Raw genomic sequence first — 14,162 nt, 5'->3', positions numbered from 1 at the left:
AAGCGCCCAGGTCAATCCCGGGCACTTTTCTCATCGATTTTGGGAAAAAGGCTATTTGCCAGCCATCTGCTTTTCCTGCTGTTCGATCATCTTCTTGACCATATATCCTCCAACAGATCCGTTCTGTTTGGATGTGAGATCGCCGTTGTATCCGTCAGATAACGGTACCCCCAGCTCGCTGGCCACTTCGTACTTGAATTTGTCCAGAGCGCCCTTTGCCTCAGGCACTGCTGCTCTGTTTGATGAACGACTTGCCATGATCAATTTCCTCCTTTTGCATCTTCCGCAGTCTGTTCAGGCTGCGTTCGTTTGTTTTTGCAACATATCCCCGGCTGCATCTGTATGTAATCCGCCGCTTTCATCTGCAGCCGGGTTTCATACGTCCGCTGTCCGGTTGTTTATGTTACATCCATAGTATGTGGAGGATTTTCTCTTTTAAACTGGAAATTCGTAGCAGCTTTTTTAAACGCTTCTCTGCACGCCGGTCCGTATGCAGGTCAGGCAGATCAGACTGCCTTTGCCCTGAGCATGGGCTCGCTGACGTGGGTTCTGAAAAACTGGATCAGCGGCCCGTTGAAGCAGGCATTGATCACGGTACCGACGCCGATGATCATCGCAAGGCTGTCGCGGCCGGCCAGACAGAAAATCACGCCGGTTACCACGCTGGTGATATCGCCGATCACCCGGGCGTTCCGGAACGGAATCCTGTTTTTTGACAGTTTTTCAATAATCGGCGCCACACTGTCGTAAGGGGAAAGTCCCATGTCGGCCTCCATGTAAAACGCCACGCCCAGAGCCGAGAAAAGACAGCCCAGAAGGAGCATGAAAATGCGGAGCGCAAAAGTCATGTTTATCTCCGCCGTATCCAGCACAAGCCAGCACATAAAGTCTGCAATATAGCCGACACAGACCATATTGACGATGGTTCCCGCTCCGATCAGGCCGCGGGCAAAAATAATGACGAAGACAAAAAGGAAGACATTCATGATAAGCTGCCATGTTCCGAATCCCATGCCGATAAATCCGCTGATTCCGAGATTCAGGCAGGTGAATGCGTCAACGCCCATCCCGCTTAAACGGTAGCATCCGACACAGATGCTGATAAAAAGATTTCCGGTCAGCATCATCCCAAACCGTCTGGTCATATTATTCTCAAATCGATTCAATGCTGGTTCCCTCATTTTGTTTTTTATCTTTCGTTTTCGTGTTCCTGGTTATCCGGTATTTTTTTCAGAATATAAAGCCTGGAGTCAAAGTCAAGCCGCAGCGGCTCGCTCTCGTTTCGCTGTCCGGAAGAAGAATCGGAGGTGATCAGACCGTGGTTCATCAGCTCGTCTCCGTAGTATTCTGACTTCTCTCCCTCACAGATGACTGTGTAGGCCGCGTCTGCGTCCAGACCTTTTAAGTACAGGCGGCTGTAGGGCTGGTTCGTTCCGTTTAATGTGCGGTACCATCCGACGACAGCCTCCGTCTTGTCAGCGCTTACTGTCATCCATGCAGAGATATTTCCGTCAAAAGGACTTTTCAGCCGGTAGAATGTACCGAACTGGAACAGGTGCCGGTATTCTTTCATAAACGCGATCTGACGCACGACTTCCGCCTGCTCTTCCTCTGTCAGGACATTGAGATCCAGCTCATATCCGAAGGTGCCGAAATACGCCACATTGGCTCTTGTGTCAAGGGGCGTGCAGCGGTTCAGCTGGTGGTTCGGCGTCACGGATACGTGGCTGCCCATGCTGCTGATCGGATAACAGTAGGATGTGCCGTACTGGATCTTCACGCGCTCCACAGCGTCCGTGTCGTCGCTTGTCCAGGCCTGAGGCGCATAGTACAGCATTCCCGGGTCAAAACGCGCCCCGCCGCTTGAACAGGACTCGAAGAGAACGTGCGGGAACTCGGAAGTCAGCCGCTCGTACAGGTCATATACACCGAGAATGTATCTGTGGAAGACTTCTCCCTGACGGTCGGCCGGCAGAGCGGCGCTGAAGCACTCGGTGATGCTCCGGTTCATATCCCACTTGATATAGGAGATCTTCGCCTCCGAGAGAATCTTTGAGAGCATCCCGTAAATATGATCCACCACTTCTTTTCTTGAAAAGTCGAGGACATACTGATATCTGCCGTGGGACATGGCTCGTCCGGGCGCGCAGATCACCCAGTCCGGGTGCGCCCTGTACAGATCGGAGTCCATATTAACCATCTCCGGCTCAATCCACAGTCCGAAACGCATGCCGAGATCCTCGATTTTCTCAGAAAGTCCGGTGATGCCGTCGGGAAGTTTCTCCCGGTTTACAAACCAGTCGCCAAGTCCTGCGTGCTCTCCGTTTCTCTTTCCGAACCAGCCGTCGTCCAGAACGAAGAGCTCCACGCCGCAGTCATGGCCTTTTCGCGCAATACTTAAAAGCTTCTCCTCTGTGAAATCAAAGTAGGTTGCCTCCCAGTTGTTCAGAAGGATCGGGCGCTCCCTGTCTCTCCAGTAACCTCTTGCGAGTCTGCTCCGGTAGAGTGTGTGGAATGTCTGGCTCAAATGGTTGAGGCCCCGGTCCGTATAGACCATGACCGCCTCGGGAGTCTGGAACATTTCGCCCGGCTCGAGTTTCCAGTCAAATCCTTCCGGGTGGATTCCGAGAAGCATTCTTGTCGTGTCGTAAGTGTCCACTTCTGCCTGAGCGAGAAAATTTCCGCTGTATACAAGGCTGAATCCGATCGCCTCGCCCTGAAATTCATCCGCTGTGGGGCGCTTGAGAATCACAAACGGGTTGTGGTTGTGGGAGGAATGTCCCCTTAAGCTTCCCACGGACTGAATGCCCTGTTCAAGGCGGCGCTCCTTCGGATACCGCTCTCTCGCCCATGCTCCTGAGAGCTGAATCCAGTCATAATCGCTGTCCGGCAGATCCAGACAGAGGCTCATGGCGGAAGTAAGGTGCAGGTTCTCCCCGCCGCAGTTTGTAAAGCGCGCGCTGCGGGCAATGATTCCGCCCTCTGCAAAAATGGTATAGAACAGTTCCAGATCGAGTCCGGTCAGATTGTCCTTAAGGCAGATGACCAGTGTCTCCGCCTCGGAATCCTCCTCTGTGTATGTGGCGGGAAGTCCCGGAAGCTTCGGCTTTCCGGATTCGATCCGATAGTCACTGTATGTGAACTCAGAGATGCGGCTTCCGTTCTCCTGCACGACTTCAGCGGCCGGCATCCGGTAGTCTGTTGCGCCGAACACTCCGTATTCCTGCCGGATATGCTCCATGGAAAAGTTCTTGTCCGTGTCAAAGACACAGGAGGCCATTGGTCTGGCCCTGTATTCGAGAAACGAGGAATAATCGTCCCGCTCCCGGATCTTTTTCCCGAAATAAACCTGCCCTAACTGGCTGTTCGGGAGAACTGTCATAATGTAGCTTATCTCGTTGTTGGACAGGTGAAATGTCTTCCCCTTTCCGCTGACTGTAATGCTCATGGTTCTTCCTCCTGTTGTTTATGTCAAATTATGTGATTTCTGCTCTGCTTTTTTCTTTCTGCATTCATCCTTCTCTATTATATGGATTTTCCATCTGCAAAACAGGAGAAAATGTAAACAAAAACAGTCAAAATGTACACTCTGCAGGTACACTCTGCAGTCCGCGGATATCTGCATCCTGTTCTCCGCCTAAAGCGTATCAAGACGGCTTTTTTTCTCGCGCAGCTCCGTTTTGGCGCTCTCCCACTTCATCTTCCGGTAGGAAGACGGCGTCATTCCCATCTTCTTTTTAAACAGCTTGGAGAACACAAGAGGATCCTGATAGCCGCAGGACTGAGCGACGCCTTCTATGGACAGGTCGGTAATGGAGAGCAGCTGTTCCGCGCGGGTGATGCGGTAATTTACGAGATAATCCTGCGGAGATACGTGAAGACTTTCTGTAAAGAGCGTGTGCAGATATCCTCTTGTCACGCCCACATAGTCCGCGATATCAGAGACGCGGATCCCGTAGTGGTAATTGTTCTGGATATATTCAACCGCCTTTCTCACATAGATATTTTCCGCTTCCTCCCCGGTTCTCTCAGCACCGGTGACGCACCCGGAGAGCAGGGCGAAAAAGGCGTACAGGAAGCTTTCACGGTAAAATTCATTTTCGATCGTGTAGGTATTCTTTTTCAGGATATCGACAAGCATCTGCTTGAGCATGGCGTTCTGTTCATAGCGGAAGATTCTGTGTCCGCCTCCAAGTCCGATATCCGAAAGATATTCTGCCGCGCGGCTTCCATTGAATCCGATCCACAGATAGGTCCACGGATCTTCCCTGTCAGCCTGGTAAAATGTCTGTCTCTCCGGCTCAATGAGAAATCCCTGCCCGGCGGAAAGATCATAGGTCTTTTCCCCGACACGGTATTTCCCCTTCCCCGAGAGAATCAGATGAAGCAGATAATTGGGGCGCACGGCAGGGCCGAAACTGTGGAGCGGCTCGCATTTGGCGTAGCCGCAGTAACACAGGTAAAACTCTGAAAACTTTCTGTTTTTAAGCTGAAGCACATATGCGTCTTCCATCGTTTTCTCCTTTCCGGACAGCGCGCCCGGACATACCGTCAGAGCGTCGTCTCGAGCATGATTTTCTGAATCTTTGCGTCAATGTGCCTTTTTAATGCAGCGTGTTCCGGAAGATCCAGTCCGGAATCCTGTTTCAGAATTGCCGAGGCCTCCTGCCCCGCCCTCTTTAACACTTCCGCATCCTGAAATACATCGGCCACCTGAAAGTCAAGGATGCCGCTCTGCCGGATGCCGAAAAGGTCGCCCGGGCCCCGCAGCCTTAAGTCCTCCCCGGCGATGAAAAAGCCGTCGTTGGAGTGGTTCAGTATATCGAGCCTCTCCTTTGTCTCATCAGAATTTGAGGCGGACATGAAAATACAGTAAGACTGATGCCTGCCTCTTCCCACCCGTCCTCTCAGCTGATGGAGCTGTGCAAGTCCGAACCGCTCGGCATTTTCGATCAGCATGACCGTGGCGTTGGGCACATCGATCCCGACCTCGATCACCGTCGTGGACACAAGGATCTGGATCTCATTGTCCGCAAAAGCCGCCATGATCTCATCCTTTTCCTTCTGTTTCATCTTTCCGTGGAGAAATCCGACACGGATTTTCTCCCCCACTGCTTCCTGAAGCATCCGGGAATAGTCGATGACATTTTCCGCTTCCATGCTTTCGCTCTCCTCCACCATAGGACAGATCACATAGCACTGCCGTCCCGCGGCCACCTGCTTTGTCATAAAAGAGTATGCCCTGTCGCGGTACCCGGTGTCCACAACGCAGTTCTTGATCGGAAGCCGGTTCTTCGGAAGCTCGTCGATCACGGAAATGTCCAGATCCCCGTAGAGGATGATGGCCAGCGACCGCGGAATCGGTGTGGCACTCATGACGAGAATGTGCGGCTCCCGTCCTTTCCCGGCCAGCGCCTCCCTCTGACGGACTCCGAATCTGTGCTGTTCGTCAGTGACTACAAGTGCGAGATTTTTATAGACCGCTTTCTCCTGTATGAGGGCATGGGTTCCGATGATAAGGGAAGACTCTCCGGATGCGATCCGCTCGTAGGCCTCCCGCTTTTCTTTTGCTGTCATGGATCCGGTCAGAAGCTCAGCCTTTAACGGAAGCTCATAGGTTTTAAGCATTTCGGAAATATTGGCAAAATGCTGCCGGGCCAGCACTTCCGTGGGTGCCATCATGGCCCCCTGGTATCCGTTCAGGCCGGCCAGCAGAAGCGCCAGAAAGGCGACGATCGTCTTGCCTGAACCCACGTCGCCCTGGACGAGCCGGGACATGACATACGGCCCCTGCATATCGGTGCGGATCTCGTTCCACACCTTCTTCTGGGCACCGGTCAGTTCGTACGGAAGCCGGTCAAGGAACCGGGCGATCTCATCCTGTTCTTCAAACACAAACCGGTTTTCCGGGCGGTTTCCTTCCAGGCGCATCCGCTTCAAAGAGAGAATGAAGACGAGAAACTCTTCAAACACGAACCGCTCTCTTGCCCGGATGTAATCCTCTTTGCTTTCAGGAAAATGCATCCGGGAGACAGCCTCCGCATACGGAAGAAAGCCGTATCTTCGGACAAGCTCTGCCGGGAGAATGTCCTGGCTGTCGTCTGCGTATGAAAGTGCCTGCCTTGCGGCGCGGATGAGGGCGTTGTTTGTAAGCCCGGCGGTGAGGGAGTACACCGGCTGCATGCTGTGCAGCTTTTCCTCATATTTGTAGGCGGGATAATAGATCTCGGGATGCTCCATGACAAGGCCGTCTTTCCTTCTTACCACTCTTCCGCGCAGGATGAGAAGTCCTCCTTTGGCAAGGGTGTTTCTGAGAAACGGCATGCGGAACCAGATCACCTTGAGCGTACCGGTGATGTCTTTCAGATACAGCGTCGTCACCTGTATCCGTCCGCCGCCTGTCTGGATACGCCCGAACACGGTTCCTGCCACTGTGCATGTATGCCCCTCCGCCGCTTCGCTTATGGGAACCGGATCTTCGTAGATTTCAAATCCCCGCGGATAATACCGGATCAGATCTTCCACGGTGCGGATGTCCAGTTTATAAAACAGTTTTTCCGTCTTTTCCCCGACGCCTTTGAGCGCGCCGATCTTTTCTTTTACATTCATATCAGAAAACTCTTTCCTTCACCTTCAAAAAACTCAGGGCGTCCTCCCAAAGGAAGAACGCCCCGCATCTTTATCTCTAAAAACCTGACTACTCTACTGAAAGTACATAGTAATAGATCGGCTGTCCGCCCATATGGACATCCACATCAATATCAGGATAAAGTTCACTGAGTTCCCCGGCGAAGCGCTCCGCGTCCTCGTCGAGAACATCCTGTCCGTAGTACAGACTGATCAGCTCGGAATCCTCGTCCACAAGCTGAGCAAGCATCTCTTTGGCCGTATCCTCGACAGACTGTCCCACAGAGAGAATACCGCTGTCGCCGATACCCATGATATCGCCTTCGTGGATTTCCTTGTCATCAATATGGGTGTCGCGTACCGCATAGGTGACCTGACCGGTCTTTACATTTTTGATTGCCTCCTGCATCGCCTCCATGCTTGCGTCCACGTCCGCCTCAGGCATATAGCTGATCACTGCAGTGATGCCCTGAGGAACGGTTTTGGTCGGAATTACAATGATATCCTTATCCTTTGTAAGCGACTGCGCCTGGTTGGCTGCGAGGATAATATTCTTGTTGTTCGGAAGAATAAAAATGTGGTCAGCATTTACCTGGTCGATTGCGGTCAGCATGTCATCCGTACTCGGATTCATCGTCTGCCCGCCCTCGATTATATAGTCAACGCCAAGTTCACGGAAGATATCGTTCATCCCGTCGCCGATAGAAACAGCGATAAAACCGACGGATTTGCGGGGCTCTTTCTTCTTCGCCTCTGCCTGGGATGCAGCCGCTTTTTCTGCCTCGCGGCGGATCTTCTCGTGATGCTCCTCGCGCATATTGTCAATCTTCATTCTGGAAAGCTGACCGTATGTGAGCGCTCTCTGGATCGCAAGTCCGGGGTCGTTCGTATGCACATGCACTTTGACGATGTCATCATCCGCGACACAGACAATCGAATCGCCGATAGATTCCAGATATGCCTTGAACTCCGTCTCGTCCTTTGACGTAAATTCTTTCTCCGTCATAATAATAAACTCGGTGCAGTAACCGAATTTAATGTCTGCTTCCGCCTGCTGGGACGGTTTTACAATCGTTGTACTCTGGCCTGCCTCGATCGCGGAATAATCAATTTCCTTTCCGAGGAATGCGTCATACGCGCCGTGAATGACTTCCAGAAGCCCCTGTCCGCCGGAATCCACAACTCCCGCCTCTTTGAGAACCGGCAGAAGCTCCGGAGTCTGAGCGAGAACTTCCTCTGCGTGCTGAATGACTTCCGGAAGGAACACTTCCAGATCATCTGTGATCTCAGCCATTTCCGCTGCTTTTTCGGAAATTCCCTTCGCGACAGTGAGAATCGTTCCCTCTTTGGGCTTCATAACCGCCTTGTACGCGGTCGCAGTCGCCCGGTCGCATGCTCTGGCGAGAATATTGACGTCGATTTCACTGTACTCTCTGATTTCCTTTGTAAATCCGCGGAGCAGCTGCGAGAGAATGACTCCCGAGTTGCCGCGGGCACCTCTTAAAGATCCTGAGGAGATCGCTTTTGCCATGCTGACCATATCCGGATGATCGAGTGCCTGTACCTCCTTTGCCGCTGACATGATTGTGAGCGTCATATTCGTTCCGGTATCACCGTCCGGCACAGGAAATACATTCAGCTCATTGATGATTTCTTTCTTTGCTTCGAGATTTGCCGCTCCGGCAAGAAACATTTTCCGAAGCAACTCCGTATCTATCGTTTTAACAGCCACGACAATATCCTCCTTAATCTATCACTCTAACACCTTCAACGAAGATGTTGATCTTTTCTACCGTCATGCCGGTGAATTCTTCCACCTTATATTTTACATTGCTCATAAGGTTGTCAGAAACAGAAAGGATATTCACGCCGTAAGAGACAATGACGTGAAAATTCAGGGTGAGGGTGTTGTCATCCGAAATCTCAACCTGAATCCCATGAGTGAGGCTGTCCTTTTTCAGAAGACGAACCAGTCCGTCTTTCATGTTTACCGCTGCCATTCCAACAATGCCGAAACACTCAACCGCAACGGAACCGGCGTATTTGGCGATCACTTCAGGGTTGACCGTTATGATGCCAAGATCTGTGCTCATACTTCCCTTCATCATATATACCTCCAGTTTTCAAGGATTTTCCCGTAAATAACATGATTATTATACTATTAGTTCCTTCATTTTACAATATACATTCGTTTTTTTTAAAAAATACTTGCAATAAGAATTTCTTTCTGCTAGAATATCATTGTTATGAGTCTAAATGACCAGTTCAGATTGTTAGGAGGTGCAGTCATGGCGAAATGTGCTATTTGCGAAAAGGGTGCTCATTTTGGAAACAATGTAAGCCACTCTCATAGAAAGACACCGAAAATGTGGAAATCAAACGTTAAGTCTGTCAGAGTTAAGACAGAGGGCGGAGCAAAGAGAATGTATGTTTGTACATCCTGCCTGAAGTCAGGACGCGTTGAGCGCGCTTAATCGGATTCGCATGAAATTGAAAATGACACGGAAAAAGCAGAACTGCTGATCGGATGAAATTTCATCTGAACGGGTTCTGCTTTTTGTTTTTGTACTATGAAGACGAAAATCCGGGCTTTTCCGCTTCTGTTTCCGCCCATGTTTCTGCATCAGCAGCAGAAAAGCCGGTATCCGGCAATAAGAAGCACAATCATAAGAATAACTCCCCATACAAGGTTCGGAAGCAGCATCATGACAAACATTCCGATTGCAATCCAGAACAGGGCAAACCCGCATACTTTTTTCAAATCGTCACTTCCGAAAAGTCTGTTGGTATATCCTATGCGTGCATGGGAAGTCCTATGAATTTAATTATCCTCCTCGGAATCGAGGATATCCATCACATCTTTTTCCGTCATTTTATCCTCTTTTTTCTCAGTAAAACGGTCCACAACATCCGGAACCATGTCAAGAATCTTTGTGATCGTATCCTGGTTCTTGATATTGACAAGACGTGTCTTTCCATCCTGGATTACGATAACCGCACTCGGAGTCATTTTTCCGCCGATGCCGCCCATGCCCTTCTCTTTGTTCTCCCCGCTCTTACTTCCGGAAAAGGCTCCTGCGCCAATGCCGAAGGAAACATCCACGAGAGGAAGGATGATCGTATCGCCGATATGGATCGCGTCTCCCACTACAGTCTTCGACGTGATGACACCGTCCATTCCTCTGAAAAGTGATTCCAGTGTTGATTTGAAGTTGTTTGTCTCAGCCATTTTTAAGTTCCTCCTCGTATTTGACTATTTTACGACCGCCTGTAAAATACAGGATTTACAGTCTGAACCGTCTGATATGACGGAATGTAGTTCTCACGTTTTTATCCCAGATCATGTTCCACGCAAAAATCAGCGCGTATCCGGCCCGGATCTTTCCGCTGACGTTTGCCGTTCCTTTCAGGACGCTGCGTTCAAAATCCGGCCGGATATCGGCGTGCTCCCCGAAAAACGGCCAGATCATGCTCAGTGCGGCGAGCGTATATCCGGTGTACGCCGGATCGGAAAAGCCGAATTCGACATGTACGTCCGCATGATCCGGTTTCAGGAACCGGAGAAGACGTTTTATCTCTTTCAGCAGCCGGAAAAAAGCGTTCTGATGAATCTTATTTTGCAGAAAGGCGGTAATCTTTTCCTTTTTCCTGTTCAGTGATTTTATCTTATCACAGAATCTCCGGAATTTGTATTTTATCCTGTCTTTCAAAGCGCAGAGCCTGTCTCTGAAAGTGGAAAATTTCTTTTTTGCAGAAGTGCCATGCTTTTCTTCCCGTCCGGAACGCGGAAGCTGCTTTTGCTTCGGCTCCGGCTTTGCAGTCTGTGACTGTGGCTCACTCTGTGCCGGAGCGGTTTTCTGTGCCGGGGCAGATTCCGGTGTCGATGCAGCTTTCTGCACGGATGTGTTCTTCTGACCCTGCCCCGTTGTACCGGTCTGTTTTTCTCCTGCAGTCCGGGCAGGCTGTGAAGACTGCGAAGAATAGGAAGGCTGCGGTGTCTGTGACTGCTGGGAAGGGCTGCTCTCAGCCTCGCTTCGGAAATGCTTCCACGCGGCCCGGAGATGCCAGCGGAACTCTCCGTTTTTGCAGACCGCTTCTCCGGAGATCAGGTGAAACAGCCAGTGAAAACGAATCCGGCATTCTGCCGGGCGCGGCTTTCCTTCTCCCGGTTTTTCACCGACAGACCCTTCTGCACTGTATACGGCCGGCGCGAGAAGAATCAGCGCGGCGAGAAGCAGGATCAGTGCCAGTATGCCGAGTATGAGAAACCCGATAATTTTTAAAATGAGCAGAATAATGTGCAGCATCTGATCTACCGTCCTGTTCTCTCGTATTCTTCCTGCTTCTTCAGCAGATAGCCGCGGATATCCGTTTCCTTCGTCTCGCTGTACACCTGAGAGGTTATTTCCCTGACGCAGAAAAGCGCCTCGTCATATCCGTCTGCAATCCCCACGACAAACAGACTGGCATTGTCAAAAATATGCTGCTTCAAAAGCATGCTGGAAAAGAACTCCAGGTGGTTCTGGCTGCCCTGGGAGAGGGCAACCACATACACCGCCGGCTGGAGTCTGTTCTCTTTCAGCTTTTTCATTATTTTTGCCTTTTTGCTCTGCCAGCATTCACTGACATAGAGATCACAGTAGAATTTTATCTGCATAATACCATCTCTTATGAACTGTAATAGGAATCAAGAATCGTTCCGGCGATGGACACTGCCCGTCCGCCGGCGCTTCCGTCAGAGCCTTCCGTAATTACAGAGATTACCAGCTCCGGATTGTCTACATTGGTAAATCCGACAAACCAGGAATGGGTCATCTCTCCGTCCGTAAGGCTGTATTCCGCGGTACCGGTCTTTCCTGCCACGCTGTAGGAACGCCCGGAAAGCTCGGATCCCGTCCCCTCACTGATTACCGCACACATATATTCCTTGAGCTGAGCCGCTTCATCCGAAGTCATCAGTCTGCCGTAGCTTTTCGGTACATTTTTGCGTACCTCGGTGCCTGTGTAATTTGTAACCGAATCCACAAGGTAAGGCTCCATCAGTGTGCCGCCGTTGGCGATCGCCTGTGTGATCAGCGCCATATGGTAAGGGCTGACGGTTGTCTCGCCCTGCCCCATCGCGGTCATCATGATCTCCGAAGACGGAGAATCCTCATCCAGAGCGAATGAACTCTTTGTATAATCAAGGACACTCGGAAGTTCCGAGTTGAACAGCAGATCTTCCGCGGTCTGGCGGTAACCTGCAATGTCAAGCATCAGTCCGATATTGGCGAAGGACGCGTTGCACGAGTTGGCAAAGGAACTTCTCAGGTCTTCAAATCCGTGAACAGTTCTGCCGAAGCAGTTGATCGTTGTATTGTCCATTGTAATGGAGCCCCCGCAGTCGTAAGTGTAGGAGCTGTAATCGCTGTTCTGGCGCATATATGCCAGCGCCGTCACGATTTTAAATACGGATCCCGGCGCATAGGAGCCGCTTGTCGCCCTGTTAAGAAGGGGACTGTTCTCCTCGTCGGAATTCAGAGTAGCCCAGTTTTCGTACACGGTGTTCGGATCAAAATCCGGCTTTGACACCATGGCGAGTATTTTCCCGGTGTCCGCCTCCATGACGACGACGGCGCCTTTGTAGTCTCCAAGCGCATCGTAAGCCGCCTGCTGGAGATTTGCGTCAAGTGTGGTGACGACCGTGTCTCCCTGATTTTTCTGTTCATTGAACTCGTTCTGTATCTTCTCGACGAAAAACGCGTTTGAAGTCAGAAGTTCAAAGTTCTCCACCGCCTCAAGTCCGGTTGTTCCAAGCTCGTCATCGCTGTAGCCCACCACATGGGCGAAAAGAGAACCATAAGGATAATACCGCGTCTCTGTCCCGTCTTCCGCAGCATCCGTCTCCGCCAGTACGTTTCCGTTCCGGTCCGTGATGCTGCCTCTTATAACCCGCTCCGCAAATGCGTTCTGCCGCTGGTTATAAGGGCTGTTTACGAAGGTGGATGCACGCACAACCGTAAAATAGACGAGATATCCCATCAGGGCGATAAACAGAATCACGAAAAAGTAAGTGATCCATGCGAACTCTCTATTTTGCGCGCGTTCTTTTCTTTTTGCGCGGCCTCTGCTGCGGGACTTCTTCGAATTTCGTCCCGCCTGTCTTCTTCTTTCGGGCTGCTGTTCTTCCCAGGCCATTTCTCGACTCCCTTTCTAATTCCAGTTTTTCTTCTTCATCCTCCCTCAGTATATAGAGCCCCTGTATGATCCCGAACATGATCATCGTGCTGAGCATTGAGCTTCCCCCGTAACTTACAAACGGAAGGGTCATTCCGGTTGAGGGGATAAATTTGGTCACTCCGCCGATCTGTAGGAACACCTGGAAAATATAGCAGGTGCCGAGTCCGAGAGCGACCAGCTTGTAGAAACTGTTGTGGAGTTCCATCGCAATATTGAGAAACATTACATAACAGCTCACGCAGATCAGAATCAGGCAAAGCCCGTAGATCATTCCCATTTCCTCTATAATCGCGGAGAAGATAAAGTCTGTCTCCGATACAGGTATCATGTCAGGGGATCCCTGGAACAGTCCCGTGCCAAACCAGCTTCCCGTGCCGATGGCAAACAGAGACTGTGCCACCTGATATCCGCTGTCATTGTAAGTGCCGATCGGGTCCTGCCACGCCTCGACCCTCACCTGAATATGGGAGAATAGATGATATCCGATCACTGCGGCTCCAGCTCCGGCTCCCAGACCGGCGACAGCGTACAGGGGCTGTCTTGTGGCCACGTAGAGCATAACAAGGTACACGACGAAGAAGATCAGGGCCGCACCCAGATCCGTGGACAGTACAAGGATCAGCACATGGGCTGCCGCGACGGCTGTCGTGATGACAATATTTTTAAATTCCCTGGAACGGTTCAGGCTGGAAGCTACATAAAACACGAACAGTATTTTTACAAACTCTGACGGCTGGATATTGATTCCCATAATCTCAAATCCGAGCTTTGCGCCTCCGGAGATCTGTGCAAACAGAGCGACTGCCAGAAGCGCTCCGCCGCCCACCGCGGCGTACACGTAAGTCCATTTATCCAGAAAAGTAAGTTTCCGGATCAAAACCGGGACAATCAGCCCGAACACAACGCCGAGCACGACGAAGACAAGCTGTCTGATCGCAGTCCCGTAAGGAGACTCGTTGTCGGAGGACAGCCGCGTGATCATGATCATTCCGGCTGTAATAAGCATACACATATTGTTTACGACGAGCCTTGAAACATTCGGGTAAATCAGATTGTATAAAATGATTACCGCCAGAAGGACGACCGCCAGAGCCGCATAGAGAAAGAGAATCCTCATATCGTCCGCGGCCAGGTACATCGTCAGAAAGGCAACGCCCTGCATGAGAAACAGAAGGACATCCTGACGGATCAGCACCCTCTTCTCCTCATCCTCGTAATTCCTTGTAAATATGGAAAAACAGGAAAATGTATATGCTGCCATCAGAACAATGATGACATATTTGGAAAGCTGTATCAAAATGTTGGTCATATCGTCA

At 50.9% G+C, this 14,162-nt stretch carries 14 protein-coding genes; 1 reads left to right on the top strand and 13 read right to left on the bottom strand.

The genetic code is table 11. From position 1 onward, the window contains the following. Positions 1-51 precede the first annotated feature (51 nt). The 7 genes from LKD70_RS01460 to LKD70_RS01430 all read right to left on the bottom strand — a co-directional run bounded on the left by LKD70_RS01460 (position 52) and on the right by LKD70_RS01430 (position 8,732). On the bottom strand, positions 52-258 hold the full coding sequence (locus LKD70_RS01460; RefSeq protein ID WP_009244730.1) for an alpha/beta-type small acid-soluble spore protein: 207 nt from the start codon (positions 256-258) through the stop codon (positions 52-54). Positions 259-506: 248 nt separating this feature from the next. Then, positions 507-1,166 carry a YczE/YyaS/YitT family protein gene (locus LKD70_RS01455; protein ID WP_320442574.1) on the bottom strand — a complete coding sequence of 220 codons (660 nt, stop codon included), beginning with the start codon at positions 1,164-1,166 and terminating at the stop codon, positions 507-509. A gap of 23 nt (positions 1,167-1,189) precedes the next feature. Next, positions 1,190-3,448 (bottom strand): alpha-galactosidase, encoded by a 2,259-nt coding sequence (locus LKD70_RS01450; RefSeq protein ID WP_227706279.1) that lies wholly within the window; start codon positions 3,446-3,448, stop codon positions 1,190-1,192. Between the two features lie 189 nt (positions 3,449-3,637). Next, positions 3,638-4,513, bottom strand: coding sequence for an AraC family transcriptional regulator (locus LKD70_RS01445; RefSeq protein WP_227706278.1), 876 nt, complete (start codon positions 4,511-4,513; stop codon positions 3,638-3,640). A gap of 38 nt (positions 4,514-4,551) precedes the next feature. Next, a complete protein-coding gene (gene recG, locus LKD70_RS01440) occupies positions 4,552-6,609 on the bottom strand; it encodes an ATP-dependent DNA helicase RecG (RefSeq protein ID WP_227706277.1) in 2,058 nt (685 codons plus the stop codon). Positions 6,610-6,697: 88 nt separating this feature from the next. After that, positions 6,698-8,359, bottom strand: a complete 1,662-nt coding sequence (locus LKD70_RS01435) for a DAK2 domain-containing protein (RefSeq protein WP_227706276.1) — start codon at positions 8,357-8,359, stop codon at positions 6,698-6,700. 13 nt (positions 8,360-8,372) lie between these two features. Further along, a complete protein-coding gene (locus LKD70_RS01430; RefSeq protein ID WP_227706422.1) occupies positions 8,373-8,732 on the bottom strand; it encodes an Asp23/Gls24 family envelope stress response protein in 360 nt (119 codons plus the stop codon). A gap of 183 nt (positions 8,733-8,915) precedes the next feature. On the opposite strand from LKD70_RS01430, the gene rpmB reads away from it, so the two are divergent. Beyond that, positions 8,916-9,101: a 50S ribosomal protein L28 gene (gene rpmB, locus LKD70_RS01425; protein WP_087203004.1), complete on the top strand. Its 186-nt coding sequence runs from the start codon at positions 8,916-8,918 to the stop codon at positions 9,099-9,101. Between the two features lie 149 nt (positions 9,102-9,250). On the opposite strand, the gene LKD70_RS01420 is transcribed toward rpmB, so the two are convergent. From LKD70_RS01420 to LKD70_RS01395, 6 genes are read right to left on the bottom strand one after another with little or no spacing between them, the layout of a single operon-like run. Then, the gene (locus LKD70_RS01420; RefSeq protein ID WP_227706275.1) at positions 9,251-9,388 is read right to left on the bottom strand and encodes a hypothetical protein; all 138 of its coding nucleotides are present in this window, start codon (positions 9,386-9,388) and stop codon (positions 9,251-9,253) included. Between the two features lie 60 nt (positions 9,389-9,448). Then, positions 9,449-9,856 (bottom strand): GerW family sporulation protein, encoded by a 408-nt coding sequence (locus LKD70_RS01415; RefSeq protein ID WP_227706274.1) that lies wholly within the window; start codon positions 9,854-9,856, stop codon positions 9,449-9,451. A 55-nt stretch (positions 9,857-9,911) separates the two neighbouring features. Beyond that, on the bottom strand, positions 9,912-10,934 hold the full coding sequence (locus tag LKD70_RS01410; protein WP_227706273.1) for a DUF2953 domain-containing protein: 1,023 nt from the start codon (positions 10,932-10,934) through the stop codon (positions 9,912-9,914). 5 nt (positions 10,935-10,939) lie between these two features. After that, the gene (locus tag LKD70_RS01405; RefSeq protein WP_227706272.1) at positions 10,940-11,284 is read right to left on the bottom strand and encodes a hypothetical protein; all 345 of its coding nucleotides are present in this window, start codon (positions 11,282-11,284) and stop codon (positions 10,940-10,942) included. 11 nt (positions 11,285-11,295) lie between these two features. After that, positions 11,296-12,804 (bottom strand): peptidoglycan D,D-transpeptidase FtsI family protein, encoded by a 1,509-nt coding sequence (locus LKD70_RS01400; protein ID WP_407690876.1) that lies wholly within the window; start codon positions 12,802-12,804, stop codon positions 11,296-11,298. Beyond that, entirely contained in the window at positions 12,698-14,155 is a 1,458-nt protein-coding gene (locus tag LKD70_RS01395; RefSeq protein ID WP_227706271.1) for an FtsW/RodA/SpoVE family cell cycle protein, read from the bottom strand. The genes LKD70_RS01400 and LKD70_RS01395 overlap by 107 nt, the downstream gene beginning before the upstream one ends. Between the last annotated feature and the right edge of the window lie 7 nt (positions 14,156-14,162).

The organism is Ruminococcus turbiniformis (assembly GCF_020687545.1).
In the GTDB taxonomy this organism is placed as follows: domain Bacteria; phylum Bacillota; class Clostridia; order Lachnospirales; family Lachnospiraceae; genus Mediterraneibacter; species Mediterraneibacter turbiniformis.
Note: the sequence above shows the minus strand (reverse complement) of the source record. Positions and strands in the feature narration are given on the sequence as shown.